Raw genomic sequence first — 22,216 nt, 5'->3', positions numbered from 1 at the left:
GGTCGGCTAACCGGCCCGATCGTGCCGCGGGGCGACTCCGAACTCTTCCTCGAAACCGGCGAGCAGCCTTGCCAGCAACGGATTCAGCCGATCCAGCTGCGCGGGGGTCCCCGACGAAAACAGTTGCTGCTCGATCCGGGTGCGGGTGGCCGTTGCCTTCCGCCACCGCTGCCGCGCCGCCTCGACTCCGGCATCGGCCGGCTCCATCCCCGCCATCCAGGCGGAGAGATCGCGTTCCACCGAGTCCACAACGCCTCCTCTTGTTTGATCCTCTATTCGACGACGAAATTTGCCCTGGAAGGGATGTCCGAGGCGCTCGCCGGAGAGGTGGCCGGGTTCGGCGTACGGGTGACGCTGGTTGAGCCGGGTCCGATCCGGACCGATTTCGCTGGCCGCTCGATCGGGCGGGCCGAACCGCTGGAGGCGTACCAGAATTCCCCGGCTGGAGAGCTGCGTCGCAACTTTGGCAACCAGCGCGGAAAACAGCCCAACGACCCGGCCCGGGCCGCCCGGGCAATCCTGGAGGCGGTGGCCGATCCGACCTCTCCGCTGCGGCTACCCCTGGGCCCGGAGTCGGTCGCGCGCATCCGCGGCAAGCTCACCGGCCAACTGGCGGACCTCGAACGCTGGGCGGACCGGTCGATCGACACCCGGTATGCCGAATGAGCAGCTACTTGCCGCGAGGCTTCTGGGCGTACGCCTCGAGCCTGCTGCCGGTGCGGGCGAACTTGGCCAGCCGCGTCGGACCCCTGTCCAGCCAGGCGGTCATCATCTGCCGGAAGAGCTGGTATTTCGCACCGGTGTAGGGAAACCAGTTGGGCTCGAGCTTCTTTCCGTCGGAGTCGATGATCACCGACTGGGCGTCGCAGAAGGTGCGCAGTCCGGCGGCTCCCTTGTAGCGTCCCATCCCGGACTCGCCGACCCCGCCGAAGGGGAGCGCGGGAGTGGCCTCGGTGGCCATCACGTTGTTGATGGACACCCCGCCACAGCGCAGCTGTCGGGCCACCCGCTCGGCCCGGTCGAGATCGTGGCTCCAGACGCTGGCGGTGAGCCCGTAGGGGGTGTCCTTGGCGCGGCCGACAACCTCTTGCTCGGTGTCGAACGTGAAGACCGGCAGCACCGGGCCGAAGGTCTCCTCGCTGGCCAGCAGGGAATCCTCCGGGACGTCGACGAACACCATTGGCGGCACGAACCGGTAGGGCCGGTCCGGCAGACCGGGGCGCCCCTCGACGGCCGCGGCGGCGTCCCAGTCGGTGCCGGTGAGCCGGCGGGCACCCTGCTGCTCGGCGTCGAGGACGTGGCGGGCCACCGTTGCCACCTGGAAGTCGGTGGTCATCACACCGAGGTCGGCGTCACCGGCCCGATCGGTGGCGGGATCGGCGACCTGCTGCAGTCCCTCGACCAGTTTCACCAACCGGCGTACGAAATCCTCACAGACGCCGCGCTGCACGAAGAGCCGTTCCACCGAGGTGCACGACTGCCCGTTGGCGGTGAGTCCACCGAAAGCGGCACCGGCCACGGTGCGGTCCAGGTTGACGTCGTCGAAGACGATCATCGGGTCCTTGCCGCCCAGCTCCAGCTCGACCGGGATCAGCAGCTCGGCGGCCTGGCGCAGGATGGCCCGGCCGGTGCGAGCGGAACCGGTGAACATCACCTGATCGGGCCGCTGGGTGATCAACCGCTCGGCGACCTCGCCGTCACCCTGGACCACCTGCACCCAGGCCGGTGCGATTCCCGCCTGCTCCAGCAGGGATTCCAGCAACCCGGGCAGCGGCGTGTGCTCGCTCGGCTTGTAGACTACGGCGTTCCCGGCGACGAACGCGTTCACGATCGGCACCACCGCCTGGAAGAACGGGTAGTTCCACGGGGAGATGATCAGCGCCACCCCACGCGGGGCATACCAGATACGTGACTTCTTGCCCATCAGGGTGAGCGGGGTCGACACCTTCTCATCGGCCAGGATGGCGGCCGCATTCCCTTCCAGCCAGAGGATCGCGTCGAGGACGCCGAACACCTCCGACATCAGGATGTCGGAACGGGTCTTGCCGGTCTCGGCCTGCACCCGGTCCACGATCTCCTCGCTCCGGTCCTGGATCGTGCGGCGCAGCCGGCTCAGGTGGGCCAGCCGCTCCTCGGGGCTCAACCACCCCACGGCCACCTGGGCGACGCGTGCCCGGGCGATCGTTCCGTCGACAGTGAGCCCTGCGGTCATCGGTTCTCCCCTTCGCTGAATCCGTGTGCTGTCTCGTCAATCCGGGCGTCGTACCCTATCGCTGCGTGGATTCCCTGTTGCGACAGGTCGGACCAATAGAGGGCGTGCACCACGCCCTTGAGGGCGAAGTTGACCATCCGCAACCCTGCCGCCAGCGGCTCGGGTGCACTGGCCCAGCGGGAGGCGGCGGCGACGATCGCGCGCACGCCCGGGCGGGGCAGCCTGGCGAACACGTCCAGCAGGGTCAACAGAGCGGCCCGGTCCTCGGCGTAGAGGTGGGGCAGCACGTCGTCCATCCGATCGAGTATGCCGGCCGCGGAGAACGACGGCAGCGCGTCGTCCCCGGGGATCATCACGTCCCCGACCCGGGCCAGGCCGCGACGTTGGGCGGGGGTGAGTCGCAGGCTCATCGGCACCTCACTTTCCGGCCGTGGCGAGGATCGCGTCCGCCGCGGCCAGGGACTGGGCGGCGATGGTCAGCGCCGGGTTGATGCCGGGCGCGTTCGGGAAGATGCTCGAATCGGCCGCATGGATCCGCCGGCTGCCGTGCAGCATGAAGTCCGGGGAGACGACCGAGGAGTCCTGGTCGGTCCCGATCGCGCAGCCGCCCATCAGGTGCAGCCCGATCCCGGCGTCCCCGTTGATCTGTTCGCGGGCACCCATCGCGTTGAAGATGTTGCGGATCGCGTCGAACCCTGCGGTCCGCCGTCGCCGGTCCTCGGCGTTGAGCGTCTTCTCGACGATCAGCCGTCCCCGGCGGTCCAGCGAGATCCGCCCGGGGTTGGTGTCGCGTACGCACACCTCGATGCAGGCCAGGTGGTCATAGCGGCGCATCCGAGCCAGATGGGTCGCGCCGAAGCCGGGCAGCAGCAGGGCGACGAGGCGGGTCCGGCGAACACGTTCTCCAGTTTGAACCCCTGCCGTCGAAAGCCGGGGTCGGCCGACTTGTAGTTCTGCAGCGGACCGTCGTGGGCGCGTACCGGATCGTCGAAGACGCCGAAGTTCATGTACTGCGGATGGGTGAAGAAGTTGTGCCCGAGCGCCGGCAACTGCTGGGCGAAACCGCTGGCGAGCAGCAGCCTGGTGTTGCCGATCGCCCCGGCCGCGAGCACCAGCCGTTCCGCGGTCCAGGTCTGTTCGGTCGGCGGCCGACCGGGTTCACCGACCAGTCCGCGCACCCGCACCCGGTCGGGAAGCTCCACCACTCGGGTCACCTTGACCCGCGGCTGCACGGTGGCGCCATGCGCCTCGGCGACCGGGAGCGCGGTGACCGCCGTCGACTGCTTGGAGTCGATCGGGCACCCGAACAGGCAGCGGATGCAGGAGTTGCCCTGCTCCAGGTGGCAGTCCGACTGGGCCCGGCGCAGCGGGGCGTACGCATAACCGTTGGCGGCGAACCCGCCGGCGAAGATCTCGGCGTTGCGGTTGCGGTACGCCTCGGGCACGGTGTCGAGCTGCAGGTTGGCCCCTGCCCGGTCATAGTAGGGCGCCAGTGCCGCAGTCGTGTGCAGCTCCGCCCCGCTCGCCGCGCGGAAGGAGTCCAGCGCGTCGTCGTCGAAGCGGTCCATCAGCGCCTGGTTCACCACCGAGCCGCCGCCGACCACCTTGGGTCGTAGCAGGCCGAGGGCGGCGTCGGCGGTCAGCTCGACACCGCCACCCCAGAACAGCGACACCGACCCCATCAGCTCATCGCGCGGATAGCTGGCGCGGGAGTGGCGCGCGCCGGCCTCGAGGGCCAGCACGTCGAGCCCGCCCACCGCCAGATCGCGCGCCAGATTGAGTCCGGAGGTACCGGCGCCGACGACGATCACGTCGTGATGGGTCATTGGGGGCTCCCGCGCGGTCTACTGAGGAGCAGGATGGCGCGCCCGAGTGAGTTAGGTCAAGTGACCAAAGTGGGATTCTCGCGGAACTGCCGGCCGTATTCGCACCGTCCCCGGGAGTTACCGCAGCGCCTCCTGGACGCTGGTCTCCTGCTGGCCCAGGACCGGCGTACGCCTGGTCCCGACATCCCACGTCATCTTGAAGTTCGCCCCCAGCTCCCGCAGTTGGCCGTAGCGCCAGGTCGGGCCCTGCAGTCGACCGGAATAGTCGCCGACCCCCTCGGCCTCGACCCCGACCAGCCGACACGTCGCCACGGCCCGCGGCAGGTGATAGCCCTGCGTCACCACGGTGAGCCGGGACACCCCGAAGATCTGGCGGGCGCGTACGCACGAGTCGTAGGTGTCGAACCCGGCATAGTCCGCGACCACCCGGTTGGCCGGAACGCCGTTGCGGATCAGGTAATTCCGCATCCCGTCCGGTTCGTTGTAGTGCAACTCACCGTTGTCGCCCGAGACCAGGATGGCCTTCACCTTTCCGGTCTGGTACAGCCGCTTGGCCAGATCGAGGCGACCCTTCAGATAGGGCGAGGGGGTGCCGTCGGGATAGATCTCGGCCCCCAGGACCAGCGCCACCGGGGTTGCCGGAACCTTGTCGGCACCGTAGATGTGCGGGGCCGACAGCGATCGGACGAAACCGGCCGTCCCGAGCACCGCCAGCGCCCCCGCCAGGCCGACCGCGGCAACGGTGAACGCCGCGCGCTTGAGCAGGCGGGCGGGCGGCATGGCACCAGAATAGGCGGATCGGCCAAGAGCGACGTCAGGCGCGATGAGCCAGGTAGTACTCGATCAACGACCTGGTGGACTGGTCCTGCTCGGCCAGCGCGTCCCGGTCTCCGTCGACGGCCGGGGCGACCTGCTTGGCCAGCTGTTTGCCGAGCTCGACCCCCCACTGGTCGAACGAGTCGATCCCCCAGACGACGCCCTGGGTGAAGGTGAGGTGCTCATAGAGCGCGATCAGCTGGCCCAGCACCGCGGGGGTGAGTGCCGGCGCCATGATCGAGGTCGACGGCCGGTTGCCCGGGAACACCCGCGCCGGGACGATCGCCTCCGGCGTCCCCTCCTCGCGCACCTCGTCGGCGGTCTTGCCGAACGCCAGCGCCTTGGTCTGGGCGAAGAAGTTCGCCAGGAACAGCGCGTGCACGTCCGACTCACCGTCGCGCAGGGCGTGGGTGGGGTTGGCGAAGGCGATGAAGTCGGTCGGGATCAGCTCGGTGCCCTGGTGGATCAGCTGATAGAACGCGTGCTGGCCGTTGGTGCCGGGTTCACCCCAGAACACCTCGCCGGTCGCCGTCGTCACCGGGCTGCCGTCCCAGCGCACCGACTTGCCGTTGGATTCCATGGTCAACTGCTGCAGATACGCCGGGAACCGGTGCAGGTATTGCGAATAGGGCAGCACCGCGTGGGTGCGCGCACCGAGGAAGTTGCCGTACCACACGTTGAGCAGCCCGAGCAGGGCCGGCACGTTGCGCTCCAGCGGGGTGGTGCGGAAATGGTCGTCCATGGCGTGGAAGCCGCCGAGCAGCTCGGCGAACCGCTCCGGGCCGATGAAGATCGCGATCGAGGTGCCGATCACCGAGTCCACCGAATAGCGGCCACCCACCCAGTCCCAGAAGCCGAACGTGTTGTCGGTGTCGATGCCGAACTCCGACACCTTGTCCAGCGCGGTCGACACGGCGACGAAGTGCTGCGCCACCGCGCCCCGGGCCGCCTCCTCACCCTCGCCGACCACACCGCGCTCGCGCAATTGATCAAGGAGCCAGGCCTTGGCCAGCCGGGCGTTGGTCAACGTCTCCAAGGTGGTGAACGTCTTGGAGGCGACGATGAACAGGGTGGTCTCCGGGTCGAGTCCGAACGTCTTCTCGGCCAGGTCGGTGGGGTCGATGTTGGAGATGAACCGGCACTCCAGACCGAGCTTGCCGTAGGGCTTGAGCGCCTCGTAGACCATCACCGGACCAAGATCAGAACCACCGATGCCGATGTTGATCACGGTCTGCACGGGCTTTCCGGTGACCCCGGTCCACTCGCCGCTGCGCACCCGGTCGGCGAAGGCGTACATCTTGTCCAGCTCGGTGTGCACGTCGGCGACGACGTCCTGCCCGTCCACCTCGAGCTCGGCGTCCCGGGGCAGGCGCAGCGCGGTGTGCAGCACGGCGCGGTCCTCGGTGACGTTGATGTGCTCACCGGTGAACATCGCCTCGATCCGCTGCTGCAGACCGACCGCGCGGGCCAGCCCGATCAATGACTGCGCCACCGGCGGGGTGATCAGGTTCTTGGACAGGTCGATGTGCAGGTCGACCGCCTCGAAGGTGAGAGCGCGGGTCCGGTCGGGGTCGCTGGCGAACCAGGCGCGCAGGTCGGGGCGGAAATTCTCGGCGAGCTGGGTGAGCGTACGCCAGGGCCCGGTGCTGGTGGGGTCGACGGGTGCGGTGGTCATGGCCCAACTCTAGGACCGGCGTACGCCGGACGGCAGGGCGGTCGCCGGAACGGGCGACCGGCAGGCGTACCGTCGAAGGACGGCACCGAGGAGGGCACCATGGCACCCCAGCAGTCCTGGAGCGAGAAGCGGGAACGGCAGTACGAGCACATCAAGGAGGGGCTGACCGACCGCGGTCACGACACCGACGAGGCCGAGGAGATCGCGGCCCGGACGGTGAACAAGGAGCGCGCCCGCGCCGGTGAGTCGGAGCAGGCCAGCCGCAGCTCCACCGAGGACATCTCCTCCAGCCGGCGCGGGGGCCTGCGTTCCCACTCGGGTGAGGGTGGGCGTACCCGCGATCAGTTGTACGCCGAGGCGAAGCGACGCGGGATCAAGGGCCGCTCCGCGATGTCGAAGGCCGAGCTGGAGCGCGCCCTCGACCGCTGACGCGTCGCCGGCACGGGGCTACGCTTGGGCCCCATGGCGGAGCAGACCGGCCGCGGCCGCGATCTTGAGGAGTTGGCGGAGGTACGCCTGGCGCGCCGGCACCCGGAGAGCGAGCCGTGGCAGCCGCTGACCGCGGGGGCGGAGTCGGAGTTCCGGGTCGACCTGGAGCGGCTGCGGTTCGCGCCCGCCTTCGCCCGGTTGGCCGAGGTGACCCAGGTGGTCACCGCCGACGCCACCGACGGGGTGGTGCACAACCGGCTCACCCACTCGATCAAGGTGACCGCGCTCGCCCGCGCGCTGGCCGTCGGGCTGCGCCAGATCGCCGACCCCGCCGACATCGAGCGCTGGGGCGGGCTGGATCACGTGGTCGCGCAGTCGGGGGCGGTCGCGCACGACCTGGGGCATCCGCCGTTCGGGCACCTCGGCGAGCGCACGCTGGACCGCGTGGCCCGCGAGCGGTTCGGGCTGGAGGACGGGTTCGAGGGGAACGCGCAGACGTTTCGAATCCTCACCCAGCTGGAGGTGCACGGGGAGCAGGACGGGCTCAACCTGACCGCGGCCACCAGGGCGGCGGTGCTGAAGTATCCGTGGGGGCGGTTCGACCTGCCCGACCCGCACCCGGGCCAGTGGCCGGACCGGCCCCGCGGTGCCAACCCGGGGGCCCACGGTTCGGGAGCGGCCAAGTTCAACGCCTACGTGCCCGAGCTGGCCGAGATGGCCGAGGTGCTGGGCGGGTTCGAGCTGCCGAGCGGTCGGCAGACGCTCGAGTGCTCGGTGATGGACCTGGCCGACGACATCGCCTATTCGCTGCACGACCTGGAGGACTTTCACCGCTCCGGGGTGCTGCAGTTCTCCCCCATCTCCGGGGAGTTCCGCAGTTGGCTGGGCGATCAGGGCCGCTGGGCGGGCGTACCCGATGCGGAGCTGGATTCGATGTGGCGTACGCCCGGAGCAGGGCTGGAGCGGTTGCGGCGCGGCGCCCGGGACAAGGACGACTGGGTGTTCGACGACTCCGCGTTCACCGAAGCGGTGCGGATCGTCGGCGCCGAGTTCGTCGACGGGGTGCTGGTACTCCCCTATGACGGGTCACGGGCAGCCGACCGCTCGATCTCCGGGTTCGTCGGTGACTGGATCGACCACTTCACCACCGCGATCCAGATGAACGCCGATCCGAGCGGGGCGCGGATGCCGGTGGTCACCGTGCAACAACTCGAGTGGCACCAGATCCAGGTGCTGAAGTTCGTGCACCAGTATTTCGTGCTGCACCGGCCGGATCTGGCGATGTTGCAACGGGGCCAGTCGATGGTGCTGACCGATCTGGTGGAGACCTTCGACGCCTGGCTGGCCGATCGGTTCGACGCCCTGCGCGCACCGCGGCGGCTGCTCGACCTGGTCACCCTGGCCGAGCGCGGCTATCAGCGGGTCCGCGAGGAGAACCCCGAGTGGCTACGCGGACGTACCGATCGGGGTGAGGTCGCCCGGATGGCACGTGGCCGCGCCATCATCGACTTCGTGGCCGGCTTGAGCGACGCGCAGGCGTTGGCGTACGCCGGACGGCTCGGCCCCTCCTCGGGGTTGCTCTGGGCGAGCGGGGTGTGACGGCTCAGAACAAGCGCTGACGCTGCGCGACGATGATCAGCTCGTCGCGCATGGCCGGGGTGGCCGCATGGCTGATGGCTCGCTGGACGGCACGCTGGGTGCGGTTGGCGGCGCGACGCTGACGGAGGTTCTGAGCGAAGGACATGACACGCTTTCCTGGATCATCCTGACGTGATGGTCAGGCAAATTAAGTGACTGTTGGGCCATCCCCAACACATATTTCAGTGTACACCGCGATATTCGCGGAATCCAATCGCATATGCGCTCCGTGATATGACCTTGTTCACCCTGGGCTGGGCTGGGCTGGTTGGCTGGGGCGATTGGGTGGGCTGGCTGGGCTGGTTGGCTGGTGCCATCCAGCGAACCCACCTGCCACCCAGCGCCCCCTGCAGGGTTCGACCAATGGCCCCACGGTTCGCTGGATCGCCATCGGGCACCCGTAATCCCATCCAGCGAACCCACCTGCCACCCAGCGCCCCCAGCAGGGTTCGACCAATGGCCCCACGGTTCGCTGGATCGCCACGCGGGCACCCGTAATCCCATCCAGCGAACCCACCTGCCACCCAGCGCCCCCTGCAGGGTTCGACCAATGGCCCCACGGTTCGCTGGATCGCCACGCGGGCACCCCGAGAACACAGCAGGGGCGCCCCGGATCGGGGCGCCCCTGCTGGGTGGTTCGCTGGATCAGCGAATCGCGATGTGCACGTGATCCATGTGGTTGGCGGTGGCCGAGCCGCGGTCGCTCATCGCGCGCCAGCCCTCGGAGGAGCGCTGGGTGGTCCAGATCTTCTGCTGATAGATCACCTGGGTGATGCCGAAGCTGCTGGCGTTGGCGCGGGCGAAGTTGGCGATCGCCCAGCCGAGGCTGCTGTTGGAGGTCATGCAGTCCAGCGCGAGCCCGCTCGGGTGGTGATAGTCACCGTCGCTGCGGACGCCGCCATAGCTGCTGACACCGGGGAAATTGCCGCACAGCACCTGGTGCAGCTTCTCGGTCGAGCCCTGCAGGCCGGACAGCGGGGCGCAGTTGCCCGAGCTGGACACGTTGGCCGAGGAGTCCGATGAGCCGGCCGACCCGGACGAGCTTGAACCCGACGCGGAGCGCGGCGCCGCGGCCGGCTTGGATGCGGTCGGGCTGGGTGCGGGGCTGCTGGGTTTGCTGCTCGACAGGTATTGGCTGGAGACCCAGCCCGCCTTGCCATCAACGAGGATCTGGCTGAAGCCGGCAGTTGTCTTCCCGGTGATCGAGACCGAGTCGTCCTGGCTGACCGAGCCGATCTTGTCGCTGTCCGCGCTCGCCTGGGCGCGCACGTTGACCGTCTCGGTGGCATAGCGGGTGCCAGCCGCCGAGGGGGCGCTGGTGGTGGGCGCGGGCTCGGCCATCTTCATCAGCGGGGCCTGGCTGGGCGGTCCGGGCTGACCGGCCGGGGGCTCCGGCTCGGGGGTGGGCTCGGCGGTCGGGGTGTCGATCGCGGGCCGCTCCTGGTCGCGGCTGACCTGGTCGCCACCCCGGGGCTCCTCAGTCGCGGCGGTCGCTGCGGCCGGCGCCGCCGCGATGCTCGTGTCCGGACGGGGTTCGGTGGCTCCGGCCAGGGCGAGCCCCGCAAGCACCGACAGGGTCAGTACGCCCGGAAGTGCGAAGCGGCGTACCCGGGTCCGGAAGGCGGCCACGCCACCGGCGTCCGGCTCGTCGGCGAAGGCCCGCTGCGGCAGGTGCTCGACCCGGTCCTCGGTCGCCGAGAGGTCCTCGGAGGTGGACTGGGGCTTCGGGGAGTCAGACAAGTTGCTGGCCTTCGGGTCGAGATCATTTCGTGACTGTTCGGCCTGAATCTAAACACAGCCCGGCACGAAACCGAAATTTTCGACCCGTTTTCCTCAGAAATGGCCCCAGATTCTCAGGAAACGGGGTACGCCAAGTCCGCCAGATAGACGGCGAACCGCTTCATCGAGGCCAGGCAGGCCTCGTCGTCGCGGGTGCCGAGCCAGGTCACCGTGTTGCCCTCGACCACGGTGATCACCATCTGCGCCAGCAGTTCACGGTCGGTGTGCAGCGGCCCGTGCTTGGCCTCCAGCTTGTCCAGCACCCCACCCACGACGCCGAGCGACACCTCATGCCGCGAGCCGACCAGGTCCTCCAGCCCGCGCGTACGCGCCGCATAGTGGCCGAGCTCCAGCAGTGCCAGCTCCTCACCCGGGTGCGCGCGCACGAAGTCGAACGTGCTCAGCAGCAGTGCCTCGATGTCGGCGGCGTGATCGTCGGTGACCTCGAAATCGTGCACGTGCTCCGATTCGCGGGTGACCACCGAGGTGATCAGTGCCGCCATCAACGCCTTCTGAGACTCGAACACGTAGTGGAAACTGGCCAGCGGCATCCCCGCCTCGGCACAGACCGCGCGGGTGGTCGCGGCGGCCACCCCGTCCCGGGACATGACTCTGAATGCCGCCTCCAGCAACAGCTGCTGGCGCCGGGCCGGGGGTATGCGCATCGGCTGGTCCTTATGGTGGGCTCAGGTTGTTGCGCGAACAATAGTGGACTCTCGGCCCCCGAAGGCCCGTCTCACCCTCCGGCGCGGCCCAAGCGACTCAGACCGGTGCCGGCCGGAGAGCCCGCAGCAGGTTGGAGAAGTGTTCCGAGTCCCGGGCGTGGTCAGGCAGGTTGACCGCCATCACGTGGTGGATGGTGAACCCGGTTCCGAGGAAATCGGCGGCGTCGGCGTACGTCCCGCCGGCCCGGTTGACGATGATGTCGAGCACCTCGGCCAGCGTCCGTCGGGCCTCGTCGCCGATGGCCGGGACGTAGGCCGAGGCGAAACCCTGGAAGACGATCAGCAGGGCCTCGCTCTCCTGACGGGCCAGCTCGTAGTAGCCGGCCCCGAGCACCTCGGCCGAGAACGGCGGCGACGCGTTCTCGTTGAGCACGCCCACCAACCGGCCAGCGGCCATCTGATGCGCCTCGATGAAGGCGTTCTCCTTGTTGCCGAAGATCTGGCTGATCCGCGGCTGGGTCACACCCGCCTCGGCCGCGATGTCGGCCAGCGTCGTCCCCCCATATCCGCCCCGCGCGAAGGCGCGCATCGCTGCGCGGACGATTTCGGCGCGACGATCGCCGGGGGAAGCGGAGGTTTCGGACACGCTTCAAACCATAGTCGGATGGTGGTGAGGAAGGGCCCTGAATGGCCGTTCCCCACGACCCCGATCCGGTGACACTTCTCTCAGAACGCGCTCTCCGGAAGCTCCATCGCGTCGAGGGTGGTCGATTCCAGCATTTTCCGCTCAGCAGTCAATTGCGGGAGTCGGGTGCTGCAGAACCACTGGGCCGAGGCAACCTTGCCGGCAAGGAAGTCCCGCTCGTCCCCGCTGGCCCCCTCGAGCCGCTGCGAGGCGACCTCGCCCGCGCGGACCAGCAGCCAGGCGCACACCAGATCGCCCAGCGCCATCAGCACCCGGCTGGTGTTCAGCCCGACCCGGTACACGTCCTTCGGCTGCTCCCCGGCGCCCATCATCAGCTGGGTGAGGGTGCCGATCATCTGCGCCACGTCCTGGGCGGCGCGACCGAGTAGTTCCCGCTCCCGGGTCAGCGGACCGGCCCCGGTCAGGAATTCCTCGATCTGCTTGGAGAGCACGCCGATGGCGCGGCCCTGGTCCTTGATGATCTTGCGGAAGAACAGGTCCTGGCCCTGGATCGCGGTGGTGCCCTCATAGAGGGTGTCGATCTTGGCGTCGCGGACGTACTGCTCGATCGGATACTCCTGCAGGAATCCGGAGCCGCCGAAGGTCTGCAGCGACTCGGTGCCCAGGGTGGTCCAGGCCCGCTCGGAGCAGTAGCCCTTGACGATCGGCAGCAGCAGGTCGTTGACCCCCTCGGCCTCCTCGTCGCGGCGGCCCTCGGACTCGGCGATCCACACCCGGTCCTGGAACGTGGCGGTGAACAGCACCAGCAGCCGCAGCGCCTCGGCGGTCGACTTCTGGGTGAGCAGCGAGCGGCGTACGTCCGGGTGGTGGGTGATGGTGACGCGCGGGGCGTCCTTGGCCGGGGTGAGCATGTCGGCACCCTGGACGCGCTGCTTGGCGTACTCGAGCGCATTCAGATAGCCGGTGGACAGCGTCGCCATCGCCTTGGTGCCGACCATCATCCGGGCGTGCTCGATCACCTGGAACATCTGGACGATGCCCTCGTGCACCTCTCCGAGCAGCCAACCCACGGCCGGCTGACCGTCGCCGAAGGTCATCTCGCAGGTGGCGGAGACCTTGAGCCCCATCTTCTTCTCGACGTTGGTGGCGTACACGCCGTTGCGCTGGTCGGTGAACACCTCACCGGTCTCCAGATCGAACATGTACTTCGGCACCAGGAACAGCGACAGGCCCTTGGTGCCCGGGCCGCCGACGCCCTCGACGCCGCTCGGCCGGGCCAGCACCAGGTGCATGATGTTCTCGGTCATGTCCTGATCACCCGAGGTGATGAACCGCTTGACGCCCTCGATGTGCCAGGTTCCGTCGGCCTGCAGGGTGGCCCTGGTACGCCCGGCGCCCACGTCGGAGCCGGCGTCCGGCTCGGTCAGGATCATCGTGGCGCCCCACTGACGGTTGACCATGTGCTGGGCGATCTTCTTGTCCCGCTCGGTGCCGTTGACGTGCACCACCTGGGCAAACTTGGGGCCCGCGGAATACATGTAGAGCGCCGGGTTGGCGCCGAGGATCTGCTCCATCGCGGCCCAGCGCAGCGACGGTGGCGTGTCCTGGCCGCCGAGTTCCTCGGGCAGCTCGAGGCGCCACCAGTCGGAGTCCATGTACTGCTTGAACGCCGACTTGGTCGACTCCGGCATCGTCACGCTGCGGGTCTGCGGGTCATAGATCGGCGGGTTCCGGTCGCCCTCGGCGTACGGCTCGGCGAGGCGGGTGGCGCAGAGGTGCTCCATCTCGGTGAGCACGGCCTCGGCGGTCTCACGGTCCATGTCCTCGGCCGGCCCGGTGCCGAGCACCGAGTCCCGATCCAGGACCTCGAACAGGTCGAAGGTGATGTCGCGCAGGTTGGACTTGAAGTGCGTCATGACGTGGTTACCTCATCGGAACGGGTCAGCATTACTGGCAGGTAACCCATTGAACTACTCGTCAGTAATAAAATCAAGGGGTGAGTCGTCAGAGGCGATTGAGCAGCCACTCCGCGACGGCTTCGTCGTCGTTTCCGGCGGAGAGCACCTCATCCGCCGCTGCCCGCGCCTGCGGGTCGGCGTCACCCATCGCGACCCCGTGCCCGGCCCAGCGCAGCATGGCCCACCGGGGCCAGAGTTCGGGCGTACGCCACCTCGCCGGTGCCGAGGTGCTCGGCGAAGGCGCCGTTGGCGCAGATCGCCCACTCCTCGAAACCGGCCGCCCCGGTCACCTGCAGCATCGGCCCCGGCTGCCGGGCGGTCACCGGTACCACCGGGATGCCGAGCTCCCGGCAGCGACCGATCGCCCGCACCGTCCGCGGCCCGATTCTCAGGTCGCTGCGCAGCAGGGTGCCGTCGAGGTCGGTGGCGACCAGACGGATGGGGTTCGGCCCGGTCGGGTTGGGCGCGGTCACGGGATGAGCCTAGACATCCCGTCGCGAACGCCCGCAGGGAAACAACCGGCCAACAATCGGCGACATCGGTTGCAACGCCCCCGCGCGCCCGCTTGGGTGGGTCGGGGCACGTCCGCGTGCCCGCCTCGTGCCCACACGTCGTCAGGAGAGTCATGCAGAAAGCTGGCTGGATCCGGGGTGCCGCAACCACGGTTTGCGCCCTCGGCCTCATCGCCGGGCCGGTCGCGACCGCGTACGCCGCGCCGACCCCCACCGCACCATCAGGAACCCGTACGCCCGCGCAGGTCCGCGCCACCCCGGCCCCGGCCGGCACGACCTGCGGCCCGGACAAGCTGACGGTGCTCAACATCAACGACTTCCACGGCCGGCTCGCCACGTCCCGGCCGGACACCGTCGGCTTCTTCGGCGACCTGGAAAAGTTGCGCGCCGATGCCGGCGGTGACTCCAGGGCGCTGGTGTACGCGAACGGTGACTCGATCGGCGGCTCGCTGTTCGCCTCGGCCTCCCAGCAGGACAACCCCACCATCGACATCCTGAACGCGGCCGCGATCGACGGGCACTCCACCGGCAACCACGAGTTCGACCAGGGGGCGAAGGACTTCGTCGAGCGGGTCGTGCCCGGGGCCACCTTCCCCTACCAGAGCGCGAACGTGATCAACGAGAGCACCGGCAAGCCGATCGCCGAGGCGTACAGGATCTATGACAAGGCCGGGCTCAAGGTGGCCGTGGTCGGCGCGGTGACCGGCGACCTGCCGTCGCTGGTCTCGCCGACCGGGCTGGCCGGCTACAAGGTGACCGACCCGGTCGACGCGGTGAACGCCGAGGTGGCCAAGCTGAAGGACGGCGACCCCACCAACGGCGAGGCCGACATCGTGATCGCGGCCTACCACGAGGGGGCTTCCGGCTCGAGCACCGACCCGAAGGTCGCCCCGGCCGGCAACCCGGCGTTCGACAAGATCGTGAACAGGACCGACTCCCGGGTGAACGCGATCCTGAACGCGCACAGCCACATGAACTATGCCTACCAGGCGCCGGTGCCCGGCATGACCGGCGCCACCCGCCCGGTGATCCAGTCCGGTTCGTACGCCTCGCACATCGGCAAGGTGGAGCTCGGCTTCGACCCGACCAGCAAGCAGGTCACCTGCTACACCGCGGCCAACGTGCCCTCGACGATGGCCTCCAGCGCCGCGGTGGCGGCGTACCCGCGGGCCGCGGCGATCAAGCCGATCCTGGACAAGGCGCTGGCCGACGCCAAGGTGGTCGGCGCCCAGGTGGTCGGCAGCGCGACCGCCCCGATCACCCGCGCCCAGGCCGGTGAGCGGACCCGCGAGTCGGCGCTCACCGACACGGTGGCGCAGATGTTCCGCGACCAGCTCTCCGGCGGGAACGCAGACTTCATCGGCCTGCAGAACCCCGGTGGCACCCGCGCCGACCTCGACGCCGGCGACATCACCTACGAGGAGGCGGCCGGGGTGCTCCCCTTCGCCAACTCGCTGATGACCACCGAGATCACCGGCGCCCAGCTCAAGGCGGTGCTGGAGCAGCAGTGGCAGCCCGGCGACAAGTACCTTCAGCTGGGCGTGTCCCCCAACCTCACCTACACCTACGACCCGGCGGCCGCCGCCGGGTCGCGGATCACCTCGATCGCGCTGAACGGCAAGCCGGTCAACCCGAGCACCAAGTACACCGTCGGTTCCGGCTCGTTCCTGATCAGCGGCGGGGACAATTTCAGCGAGCTGACCAAGGGCACCAACACCAGGGACACCGGCCGGGTCGACCTGGAGGCGTTCGTCGACTGGGTGAAGGCGAAGAAGACGCTGAGCCCCGACTTTGCCCGGCAGGCCGTGTCGATGACCCCGAAGGCGGGCGGCATGGAGGCCGGCAAGCCGGTCACGTTCACCCTCGGCAAGCCGAGCGCCCTGGCCCCCGACACCCTGGACATGACCGCCTCCGGCAGCACTCCGCCGCCGAACACCGAGGTGATCGCCACGGTCAACGGCAAGGGGGTCGGCCGGGCGCCGGTCGCCAACGGCCAGTCCACGCTGACGGTGAACCTGCCCGCCGACGTTCCGGCCGGCCCGGCGGTCCTGAAGATCGAGGCGAAGCCGAGCGGCACCACCTCCTATGTCCCGATCACCGTGGCCGGTCCGCTGGGCCAGCCGGTCAGCACCCAGTTCTGCGGGTTGCGCGACGGCGGCTGCGGGCAGCACTTCGAGCGCGGCTCGGTCTATGACTCGGCCAGCACGAACCCGCAGATCATCAAGGGCGCGATCCGCGAGAAGTGGGCGCAACTCGGTTGGGAGAACGGCCAGCTCGGCTATCCGACCTCCGACGAGAACTGCGGCCTCAAGGACGGCGGCTGCTTCCAGTCCTTCCAGGGCGGGCTGATCTACTGGTCCCCGGCCACCGGGGCCCACCCGGTCTGGGGCGAGATCTACAAGGCGTACGCCGCCCAGGGCTGGGAGCGCGGCACGCTCGGCTACCCGACCTCGGACGAGAACTGCGGCCTGAAGGACAAGGGCTGCGTGCAGGGCTTCCAGGGTGGGGTCATCCTGTGGTCCCCGGCGACCGGGGCGCACCCGGTCTGGGGTGCCATCGTCTACAAGTATGCCGAGAAGGGCTGGGAGACCGGCCAGCTCGGCTATCCGATCGGCAACGAGTTCTGCGGGCTCCGCGACGGCGGCTGCGCCCAGTTCTTCCAGGGGGGCTCGATCTACTGGTCCCCGGCCAGCGGGGCACACCCGAGCTGGGGCCTGATCCGCGACCACTGGGCCCGCAACGGCTGGGAGGCCGGCCGCTTCGGTTACCCGGTGTGGGATGAGCAGTGCAGCCCGGTGGGCGGCGACTTCGAGTGCCGCCAGTCCTATCAGGGCGGCGTGATCGTCTGGAACAACCGCACCGGGATGTCCGGCTGATCGGTCCCGCTACGACGCGCTGGCGGCGTCCCTCACACCGGGAGGGGCGCCGCCTCGTTTTCCCCGGGACTGGTTTTTCGGGTGCGTCGCCGACCACCTGACCCGCCGGGGCGTGCAGAATGCGGGACATGTCCTACGACCAGTACGGCCAGTCCGGCTACCAGAACAACTCCCAGAACCAGGGCTGGGGCTCCGGCGACGCGGGCCAGTCCGCCTGGTCCGGTGACGCCCAGCCCACCCAGCAGTACCCCACCTCGCAGCCGTCAGCCGGGTACGCCGACCAGCAGGCCTCGAGCGGGTACGCCGACCAGCAGGCCTCGGGCTATCCGGGTTCCCAGTCCTCGGCCTCCTACCCCGGCTCGCAGGCCTCCGCGGCCTATCCGGGCTCGCAAGCCTCTGCGGCGTACGCCTCGGAACAGCAGCAGGGCGGCTGGGCCCCGCAGCAGCAGTCCGCCGACGCGGCCTGGTCGGGCGCCAACACCAACGTGGCCCAGCCGACCGGGACCGCGCAGAACAAGGGCCTGTTCGCCACCTTGTTCGACTTCAGCTTCAGCGAGTACGCCACCCCGGCGCTGGCGAAGATCCTCTACATCCTCGGGATCGTGATCGGCGTCCTCTACTGGCTGGGCAGCGCCGGCTATGTGTTCCTGGTGGGACAGGTGATGGCCTCCGCCATGGGCGGCATGCTGGGCGGCTCCAGCAGCGGCGCCTCCGGGGTGTTCGTGTTCCTCGGGCTGATGGCGCTGGTGCTCGGCCTGGTGCCACTGGCGTTCTGGATCATCAGTCTGCGGATGGGCCTGGAGTTCATGCTCGCCACGGTGAAGACCCAGCAGGACACCGCCGCCCTCCGCGCCAACAAGGACTGAGGGTTCAAAAGAGCAGCGCCATCCCGGGGTCGGTGACGATCCGGGCGACGTCGGCGAGGAACTTCGACCCCTGTTCCCCGTCGACCAGGCGGTGGTCGAAGGAGACCGCGAGCGTGGTCACCCAGCGCGCCTCGATCCGCTCCTCGGTCCCTGAGCCTGTCGAAGGGCCGCCGACCACCCACGGGCGCCGCTGGATCGCTCCCACGGCGAGGATTCCGGCCTCCCCCGGGTTGAGGATCGGCGTACCGCCGTCGATGCCGAAGACGCCGATGTTGGTGATCGTGAACGTGCCGCCGGAGAGGTCGGCCGGCTGGCTGCGACCCTCCTTGGCGACGGCGACCAGATCCTTCAGCGCCTCGGCCAGCTCGGCCAGCGACAGCCGGTCGGCACCCTTGACGTTGGGCACCAGCAACCCGCGCGGGGTGGCCGCGGCGATGCCGAGGTTCACCTGCGGGTGATAGACGATCTCCTGGCTCGAGGCGTCCCAGGAGGTGTTCAGCTCGGGGTTGCGGCCGATCGCCAGCAGCGCCGCCCGGGCCACCAGCAGCAGCGGGGACAGGCGTACGCCCCGGAGGTCGCGGTGCTGCTTCAGTTTCTCCAGCAACTCCATCATCGCGGTGACGTCGCAGGTCACCCACTCGGTGGCGTGCGGGGCGGTGAACGCCGAGGACACCATCGCCTCGGCGGTCATCTTCCGGACGCCCTTGATCGGCACCCGCCGCTCCTGCGATGCGCCCGCCGTACCCGAGCCGGAACCCGCACCGCCCGAGCCCTGTCCGGCGGCCGCCGACTGGACGTCCTCGCGGGTGATCACCCCGTCCTCCCCCGTCCCGCGGACCCGGGACAGGTCGATGCCCAGGTCCTTCGCCAGCCGGCGTACCGGAGGCTTGGCCAACGGTCGCCCGGCGCCGGAGTCCGCGTCGGCGTCGGTGTCGTCGTCCAGGGTGTGCAGCCGCGCCGGCTGGCCCGGACCGGGCAACTCACCGTGCCGGGGCAGCCCCTCGACGCTGCCGTGCAGCGGCTCGCGGAGATCGGCGTGCCGGCTGACCGGCTGCGCCATGTCGAAGGTGCCGGTGACCTGCTCGTGGGCGACCGAGGCCGACTCGTCGGCGGCCGGGCGACCCTTGCGGGCACGCCGCTTCGTGCTGCCCTCGACCGCGCCATACCCGACCAGGTTGGGGGTCCTCTTCTGCGCACCCTCCTTGTCGGCGTCGGCCGCGCCGCCGCCCTGGGCGGGCGGCTCGTCACCCGAACCGTCGTCGATCTGGATGATCGGCGTACCCACGTCGACGGTCTCCCCGGCCGGCACCATGATCTTGGCGACCGTGCCCGCCCACGGGATCGGTAGCTCCACCAGCGACTTGGAGGTCTCCACCTCGACCACGATGTCGTTCACCTTGACGGTGTCGCCCTCGGCCACCCGCCAGGTGACGATCTCGGCCTCGGTGAGTCCCTCACCGGGGTCGGTCAGCTTGAAAACCTTCATCAGAACTCCCTCACGCGGTCGACGGCGTCGAGCACCCGGTCCAGATCGGGCAGATAGTCCTCCTCGACCCGGCTGGGCGGATAGGGCGTGTCATAGCCGCCGACCCGCAGCACGGGCGCCTCCAGTTCGTAGAAGCACATCTCCGACAGCCGGGCGGCCAGCTCGGCGCCCAGGCCGAGCGAGGTCTGCGCCTCGTGCACCACCACGACCCGCCGGGTACGCCGGGCCGAGGCGATGATGGTGGTCATGTCGAACGGCGACAGGGTGCGCAGGTCGACCACCTCGATCGAGGTGCCCTCCTCGGCGGCGGCCGCTGCCGCGGCCAGGCAGGTCTTCACCATCGGGCCATAGCAGAGCACGGTCACGTCGCGACCGGGCTGCAGGATGCGGGCCTGGTGCAGCGGCATCGGCGGCGCCGACGGGTCCACCTCGCCCTTGTCGTGATAGCGCCGCTTGGGCTCCATGAAGATCACCGGGTCGTCGGAGGCGACCGCCTGCTGGATCATCCAGTAGGCGTCCTGCGGGCTGGAGCAGGAGACCACCTTCAACCCCGGGGTGTGCGCGAAGTACGCCTCCGGCGACTCGGAGTGGTGCTCCACCGCGCCGATGCCGCCGCCGAACGGGATCCGGATCACCATCGGCATCTTCAGCATCCCGGCCGAGCGGTAGTGCATCTTGGCGACCTGGGTGACGATCTGGTCATAGGCGGGGAACACGAACCCGTCGAACTGCATCTCCACCACCGGACGGTAGCCGCGCAGCGCCATCCCGACCGCGGTGCCGACGATGCCCGACTCGGCCAGCGGGGAGTCGATCACCCGGTGCTCGCCGAAGTCCTTCTGCAGGCCCTCGGTGATCCGGAACACCCCGCCGAGCTTGCCGATGTCCTCACCGCACAGCACCACCTTCGGGTCGGCGTCCAGCGCCTTGCGCAGGCCGGCGTTCAACGCCTTGCCCAGGGTCAGCTTCTGTGCGCTCATCACGCCTCCTCGAACGACTGGGCGTACGCGCGATAGCGCTCCTGCTGGCCGCGCAGATAGTTGGTCTGGTCGGCGTACACCAGGTCGAAGGTGTCCGCCAGGGACGGGTTGGGCAGGTTCAGCGTCCGCTGCCGCAGTTCGGCGGCCAGGTCGTCGGACTCGGCCTCCAGGTCGGCGAAGAACTTCTGGTCGACCACCCCCTTGCGGGAGAGGTACGCCCGGACGCGCTCGATGGGGTCCTTCAGCTTCCAGGTCTCCAACTCGGTGGCGAGCCGATATTTCGACGGGTCGTCGGAGGTGGTGTGCGCGCCCATCCGATAGGTGAACGCCTCGATGAAGGTCGGGCCCTCTCCGTTGCGCGCCCGGTCGAGCGCCCAGGTGGTGACCGCGTGCACGGCCAGCACGTCGTTGCCGTCGACGCGTACGCCCGGGAAACCGAACCCGTGCGCCCGCTGATAGAGCGGGATCCGCGACTGGCGGGTGATCGGCTCGGAGATCGCCCACTGGTTGTTCTGGCAGAAGAACACCACCGGCGCGTTGTAGGAGGAGGCGAAGATGAACGACTCGTTGACGTCTCCCTGGCTGGTCGCGCCGTCGCCGAAATAGGCGATCACGGCGGCGTCCCGGTCCGGGTCCTGGTTGCCAACCAGCCCGTCGTTGGAGATGCCCATCGCATAGCCGACCGCGTGCAGGGTCTGCGAACCGATCACCACCGTGTAGAGGTGGAAGTTGCCCTGCCCGGCCCAGCCGCCCATGTCCACCCCGCGGAACATCGCGGTCAGCCGGACCGGGTCGACCCCGCGGCACCAGGCGACCCCGTGCTCGCGATAGGTCGGGAAGATGAAGTCCTGCTCACGCGCGGCCCGGCCGGAACCGACCTGGGCGGCCTCCTGGCCGAGGCAGGGGGCCCAGAGGCCGAGCTCGCCCTGGCGCTGCAGGGCGGTGGCCTCGGCGTCGATCCGCCGGGAGAGGACCATGTCGCGCAGATAGCCGGCGATGTCCTCGTCGCTGCCGGTGAAGGAGAAGTCCGGGTGGGACACCCGTTCACCCTCGGGGGTGAGTAGTTGGACCGTGTCCGGGGACTCGGTCGCCGGCGCCGTCTCGTCGCTGGCTGTTGTCACCGAAGGTTCCTCTCATCGGGTGCGGGATCCCCGCACTGCTGGGGACAACGACACCGCACCACCGGTGCGGGCGTCCTTGCCCGGAGTCGCTCTGTTCGTGCCGCCCGAGGATCACCCGGCGGTCGGGCCAAACCTAACCCCTGCTCTCCCGCGCCGGAAAGGGGACCCCCTGACCACGGGTCACGGCGGTCACAGCCGCTCCAGCTGGGCGGCCCCGCCGGAGAGCTCGGTGATCGCCGCCTCGATCGCACCCGGCTCCGCGTCCAGGTGGTCGACCCGAAACGCCAGCCCGACCGGGCTGCACAGCAACCGGGGTTCGGCCTCGTCGGTGAGCACGAACCGCACCTCACCCCAGGCGTACCGCTTGTGTCGGGGGAACGCGGCACCGTCGGCGTCGAGGGCGAACGCGAGCGGAGGTTCGCTGGCGTCACGCAGGCCGCGCCGGCGATGGTCCCAGCCGGCATAGCAGGCGTACAGACCGGAGAAGATCACCACGCCACCGAAGAACAGGGACACCCCGTGCGGGTCGCGGGCCAGCAGCACGACGCCGAGCACGGTGATCAGCACCCCGGGCACCAGCAGCAGCGCCGAGCCGAGCGGCCCGGACCAGAACCGGCGATACGCCCGCTGCCCGACCGGGTTGATGCCGACCACGAGCTGTTGCATGGCTGAGAGCCTAGCCGCGTCCGCGGCGCGTCACGGGCCGCAAAAGCCGCGTCAACACCGGTGCC

Annotated in this window: 23 protein-coding genes; 5 read left to right on the top strand and 18 right to left on the bottom strand. The window is 69.4% G+C overall.

Going from position 1 to position 22,216, the window contains the following annotated elements; translation table 11 throughout:
* Window positions 1–6: 6 nt before the first annotated feature.
* On the bottom strand, window positions 7–249 hold the full coding sequence (locus CGZ93_RS19040) for a hypothetical protein (RefSeq protein WP_171197132.1): 243 nt from the start codon (window positions 247–249) through the stop codon (window positions 7–9).
* A 15-nt stretch (window positions 250–264) separates the two neighbouring features.
* Here CGZ93_RS19040 and CGZ93_RS19585 point away from each other — a divergent pair, with 15 nt between their 5' ends.
* On the top strand, window positions 265–666 hold the full coding sequence (locus CGZ93_RS19585; protein ID WP_212753550.1) for an SDR family NAD(P)-dependent oxidoreductase: 402 nt from the start codon (window positions 265–267) through the stop codon (window positions 664–666).
* Window positions 667–670: 4 nt separating this feature from the next.
* Here CGZ93_RS19585 and CGZ93_RS14360 read toward each other — a convergent pair whose 3' ends face one another.
* The 6 genes from CGZ93_RS14360 to pgi all read right to left on the bottom strand — a co-directional run bounded on the left by CGZ93_RS14360 (window position 671) and on the right by pgi (window position 6,529).
* A complete protein-coding gene (locus CGZ93_RS14360; RefSeq protein ID WP_094364840.1) occupies window positions 671–2,212 on the bottom strand; it encodes an aldehyde dehydrogenase family protein in 1,542 nt (513 codons plus the stop codon).
* The gene (locus tag CGZ93_RS14355; RefSeq protein ID WP_141211229.1) at window positions 2,209–2,622 is read right to left on the bottom strand and encodes a hypothetical protein; all 414 of its coding nucleotides are present in this window, start codon (window positions 2,620–2,622) and stop codon (window positions 2,209–2,211) included. The genes CGZ93_RS14360 and CGZ93_RS14355 overlap by 4 nt, the downstream gene beginning before the upstream one ends.
* A 7-nt stretch (window positions 2,623–2,629) precedes the next feature.
* Window positions 2,630–3,046 (bottom strand): GMC oxidoreductase, encoded by a 417-nt coding sequence (locus tag CGZ93_RS19580; protein ID WP_212753549.1) that lies wholly within the window; start codon window positions 3,044–3,046, stop codon window positions 2,630–2,632.
* The gene (locus CGZ93_RS14350) at window positions 2,956–4,038 is read right to left on the bottom strand and encodes a GMC family oxidoreductase N-terminal domain-containing protein (protein WP_212753548.1); all 1,083 of its coding nucleotides are present in this window, start codon (window positions 4,036–4,038) and stop codon (window positions 2,956–2,958) included. The genes CGZ93_RS19580 and CGZ93_RS14350 overlap by 91 nt, the downstream gene beginning before the upstream one ends.
* A gap of 117 nt (window positions 4,039–4,155) precedes the next feature.
* Window positions 4,156–4,818: a SanA/YdcF family protein gene (locus tag CGZ93_RS14345; protein WP_094364838.1), complete on the bottom strand. Its 663-nt coding sequence runs from the start codon at window positions 4,816–4,818 to the stop codon at window positions 4,156–4,158.
* Window positions 4,819–4,852: 34 nt separating this feature from the next.
* Complete coding sequence (gene pgi / locus CGZ93_RS14340; protein WP_094364837.1) at window positions 4,853–6,529, bottom strand: glucose-6-phosphate isomerase; 1,677 nt, start codon at window positions 6,527–6,529, stop codon at window positions 4,853–4,855.
* 99 nt (window positions 6,530–6,628) lie between these two features.
* Between pgi and CGZ93_RS14335 the strand changes: the two genes are divergently transcribed.
* Window positions 6,629–6,958 (top strand): plasmid stabilization protein, encoded by a 330-nt coding sequence (locus CGZ93_RS14335; RefSeq protein ID WP_094364836.1) that lies wholly within the window; start codon window positions 6,629–6,631, stop codon window positions 6,956–6,958.
* Between the two features lie 33 nt (window positions 6,959–6,991).
* Complete coding sequence (locus CGZ93_RS14330; protein WP_094364835.1) at window positions 6,992–8,557, top strand: deoxyguanosinetriphosphate triphosphohydrolase family protein; 1,566 nt, start codon at window positions 6,992–6,994, stop codon at window positions 8,555–8,557.
* A gap of 4 nt (window positions 8,558–8,561) precedes the next feature.
* On the opposite strand, the gene CGZ93_RS19030 is transcribed toward CGZ93_RS14330, so the two are convergent.
* From CGZ93_RS19030 to CGZ93_RS14300, 7 genes are all read right to left on the bottom strand, one after another.
* Window positions 8,562–8,702, bottom strand: a complete 141-nt coding sequence (locus CGZ93_RS19030) for a hypothetical protein (protein ID WP_176451781.1) — start codon at window positions 8,700–8,702, stop codon at window positions 8,562–8,564.
* Window positions 8,703–9,241: 539 nt separating this feature from the next.
* The gene (locus tag CGZ93_RS14325; protein ID WP_094364834.1) at window positions 9,242–10,336 is read right to left on the bottom strand and encodes an SH3 domain-containing protein; all 1,095 of its coding nucleotides are present in this window, start codon (window positions 10,334–10,336) and stop codon (window positions 9,242–9,244) included.
* A 113-nt stretch (window positions 10,337–10,449) separates the two neighbouring features.
* Complete coding sequence (locus CGZ93_RS14320) at window positions 10,450–11,040, bottom strand: TetR/AcrR family transcriptional regulator (protein WP_094364833.1); 591 nt, start codon at window positions 11,038–11,040, stop codon at window positions 10,450–10,452.
* A 97-nt stretch (window positions 11,041–11,137) separates the two neighbouring features.
* Window positions 11,138–11,686 (bottom strand): TetR/AcrR family transcriptional regulator, encoded by a 549-nt coding sequence (locus CGZ93_RS14315; RefSeq protein ID WP_141211228.1) that lies wholly within the window; start codon window positions 11,684–11,686, stop codon window positions 11,138–11,140.
* 80 nt (window positions 11,687–11,766) lie between these two features.
* Window positions 11,767–13,602, bottom strand: coding sequence for an acyl-CoA dehydrogenase (locus tag CGZ93_RS14310; RefSeq protein ID WP_094364831.1), 1,836 nt, complete (start codon window positions 13,600–13,602; stop codon window positions 11,767–11,769).
* Window positions 13,603–13,690: 88 nt separating this feature from the next.
* Window positions 13,691–13,792 carry a hypothetical protein gene (locus CGZ93_RS14305; RefSeq protein WP_212753547.1) on the bottom strand — a complete coding sequence of 34 codons (102 nt, stop codon included), beginning with the start codon at window positions 13,790–13,792 and terminating at the stop codon, window positions 13,691–13,693.
* Window positions 13,785–14,117: an HAD family hydrolase gene (locus CGZ93_RS14300; RefSeq protein ID WP_407643952.1), complete on the bottom strand. Its 333-nt coding sequence runs from the start codon at window positions 14,115–14,117 to the stop codon at window positions 13,785–13,787. The genes CGZ93_RS14305 and CGZ93_RS14300 overlap by 8 nt, the downstream gene beginning before the upstream one ends.
* 152 nt (window positions 14,118–14,269) lie before the next feature.
* On the opposite strand from CGZ93_RS14300, the gene CGZ93_RS14295 reads away from it, so the two are divergent.
* Window positions 14,270–17,032, top strand: coding sequence for a 5'-nucleotidase C-terminal domain-containing protein (locus CGZ93_RS14295; RefSeq protein ID WP_094364829.1), 2,763 nt, complete (start codon window positions 14,270–14,272; stop codon window positions 17,030–17,032).
* A 128-nt stretch (window positions 17,033–17,160) separates the two neighbouring features.
* Entirely contained in the window at window positions 17,161–17,898 is a 738-nt protein-coding gene (locus tag CGZ93_RS14290) for a DUF4282 domain-containing protein (protein ID WP_141211227.1), read from the top strand.
* Window positions 17,899–17,902: 4 nt separating this feature from the next.
* Here the strand turns inward: CGZ93_RS14290 and CGZ93_RS14285 are convergent, their stop codons facing one another.
* The 4 genes from CGZ93_RS14285 to CGZ93_RS14270 form a co-directional block, all read right to left on the bottom strand.
* Entirely contained in the window at window positions 17,903–19,384 is a 1,482-nt protein-coding gene (locus CGZ93_RS14285; RefSeq protein ID WP_094364827.1) for a dihydrolipoamide acetyltransferase family protein, read from the bottom strand.
* A complete protein-coding gene (locus CGZ93_RS14280) occupies window positions 19,384–20,364 on the bottom strand; it encodes an alpha-ketoacid dehydrogenase subunit beta (RefSeq protein ID WP_094364826.1) in 981 nt (326 codons plus the stop codon). The genes CGZ93_RS14285 and CGZ93_RS14280 overlap by 1 nt, the downstream gene beginning before the upstream one ends.
* Complete coding sequence (gene pdhA / locus CGZ93_RS14275) at window positions 20,364–21,485, bottom strand: pyruvate dehydrogenase (acetyl-transferring) E1 component subunit alpha (protein WP_094364825.1); 1,122 nt, start codon at window positions 21,483–21,485, stop codon at window positions 20,364–20,366. Before pdhA ends, CGZ93_RS14280 begins: the two co-directional genes overlap by 1 nt.
* Window positions 21,486–21,674: 189 nt before the next feature.
* Window positions 21,675–22,151: a hypothetical protein gene (locus tag CGZ93_RS14270; protein ID WP_094364824.1), complete on the bottom strand. Its 477-nt coding sequence runs from the start codon at window positions 22,149–22,151 to the stop codon at window positions 21,675–21,677.
* Between the last annotated feature and the right edge of the window lie 65 nt (window positions 22,152–22,216).

This window comes from Enemella dayhoffiae (genome assembly GCF_002250625.1).
Classification (GTDB): domain Bacteria; phylum Actinomycetota; class Actinomycetes; order Propionibacteriales; family Propionibacteriaceae; genus Enemella; species Enemella dayhoffiae.
The sequence above is the reverse complement of the archived record's forward strand: the minus strand, read 5'-3'. Positions and strand labels throughout refer to the sequence as shown.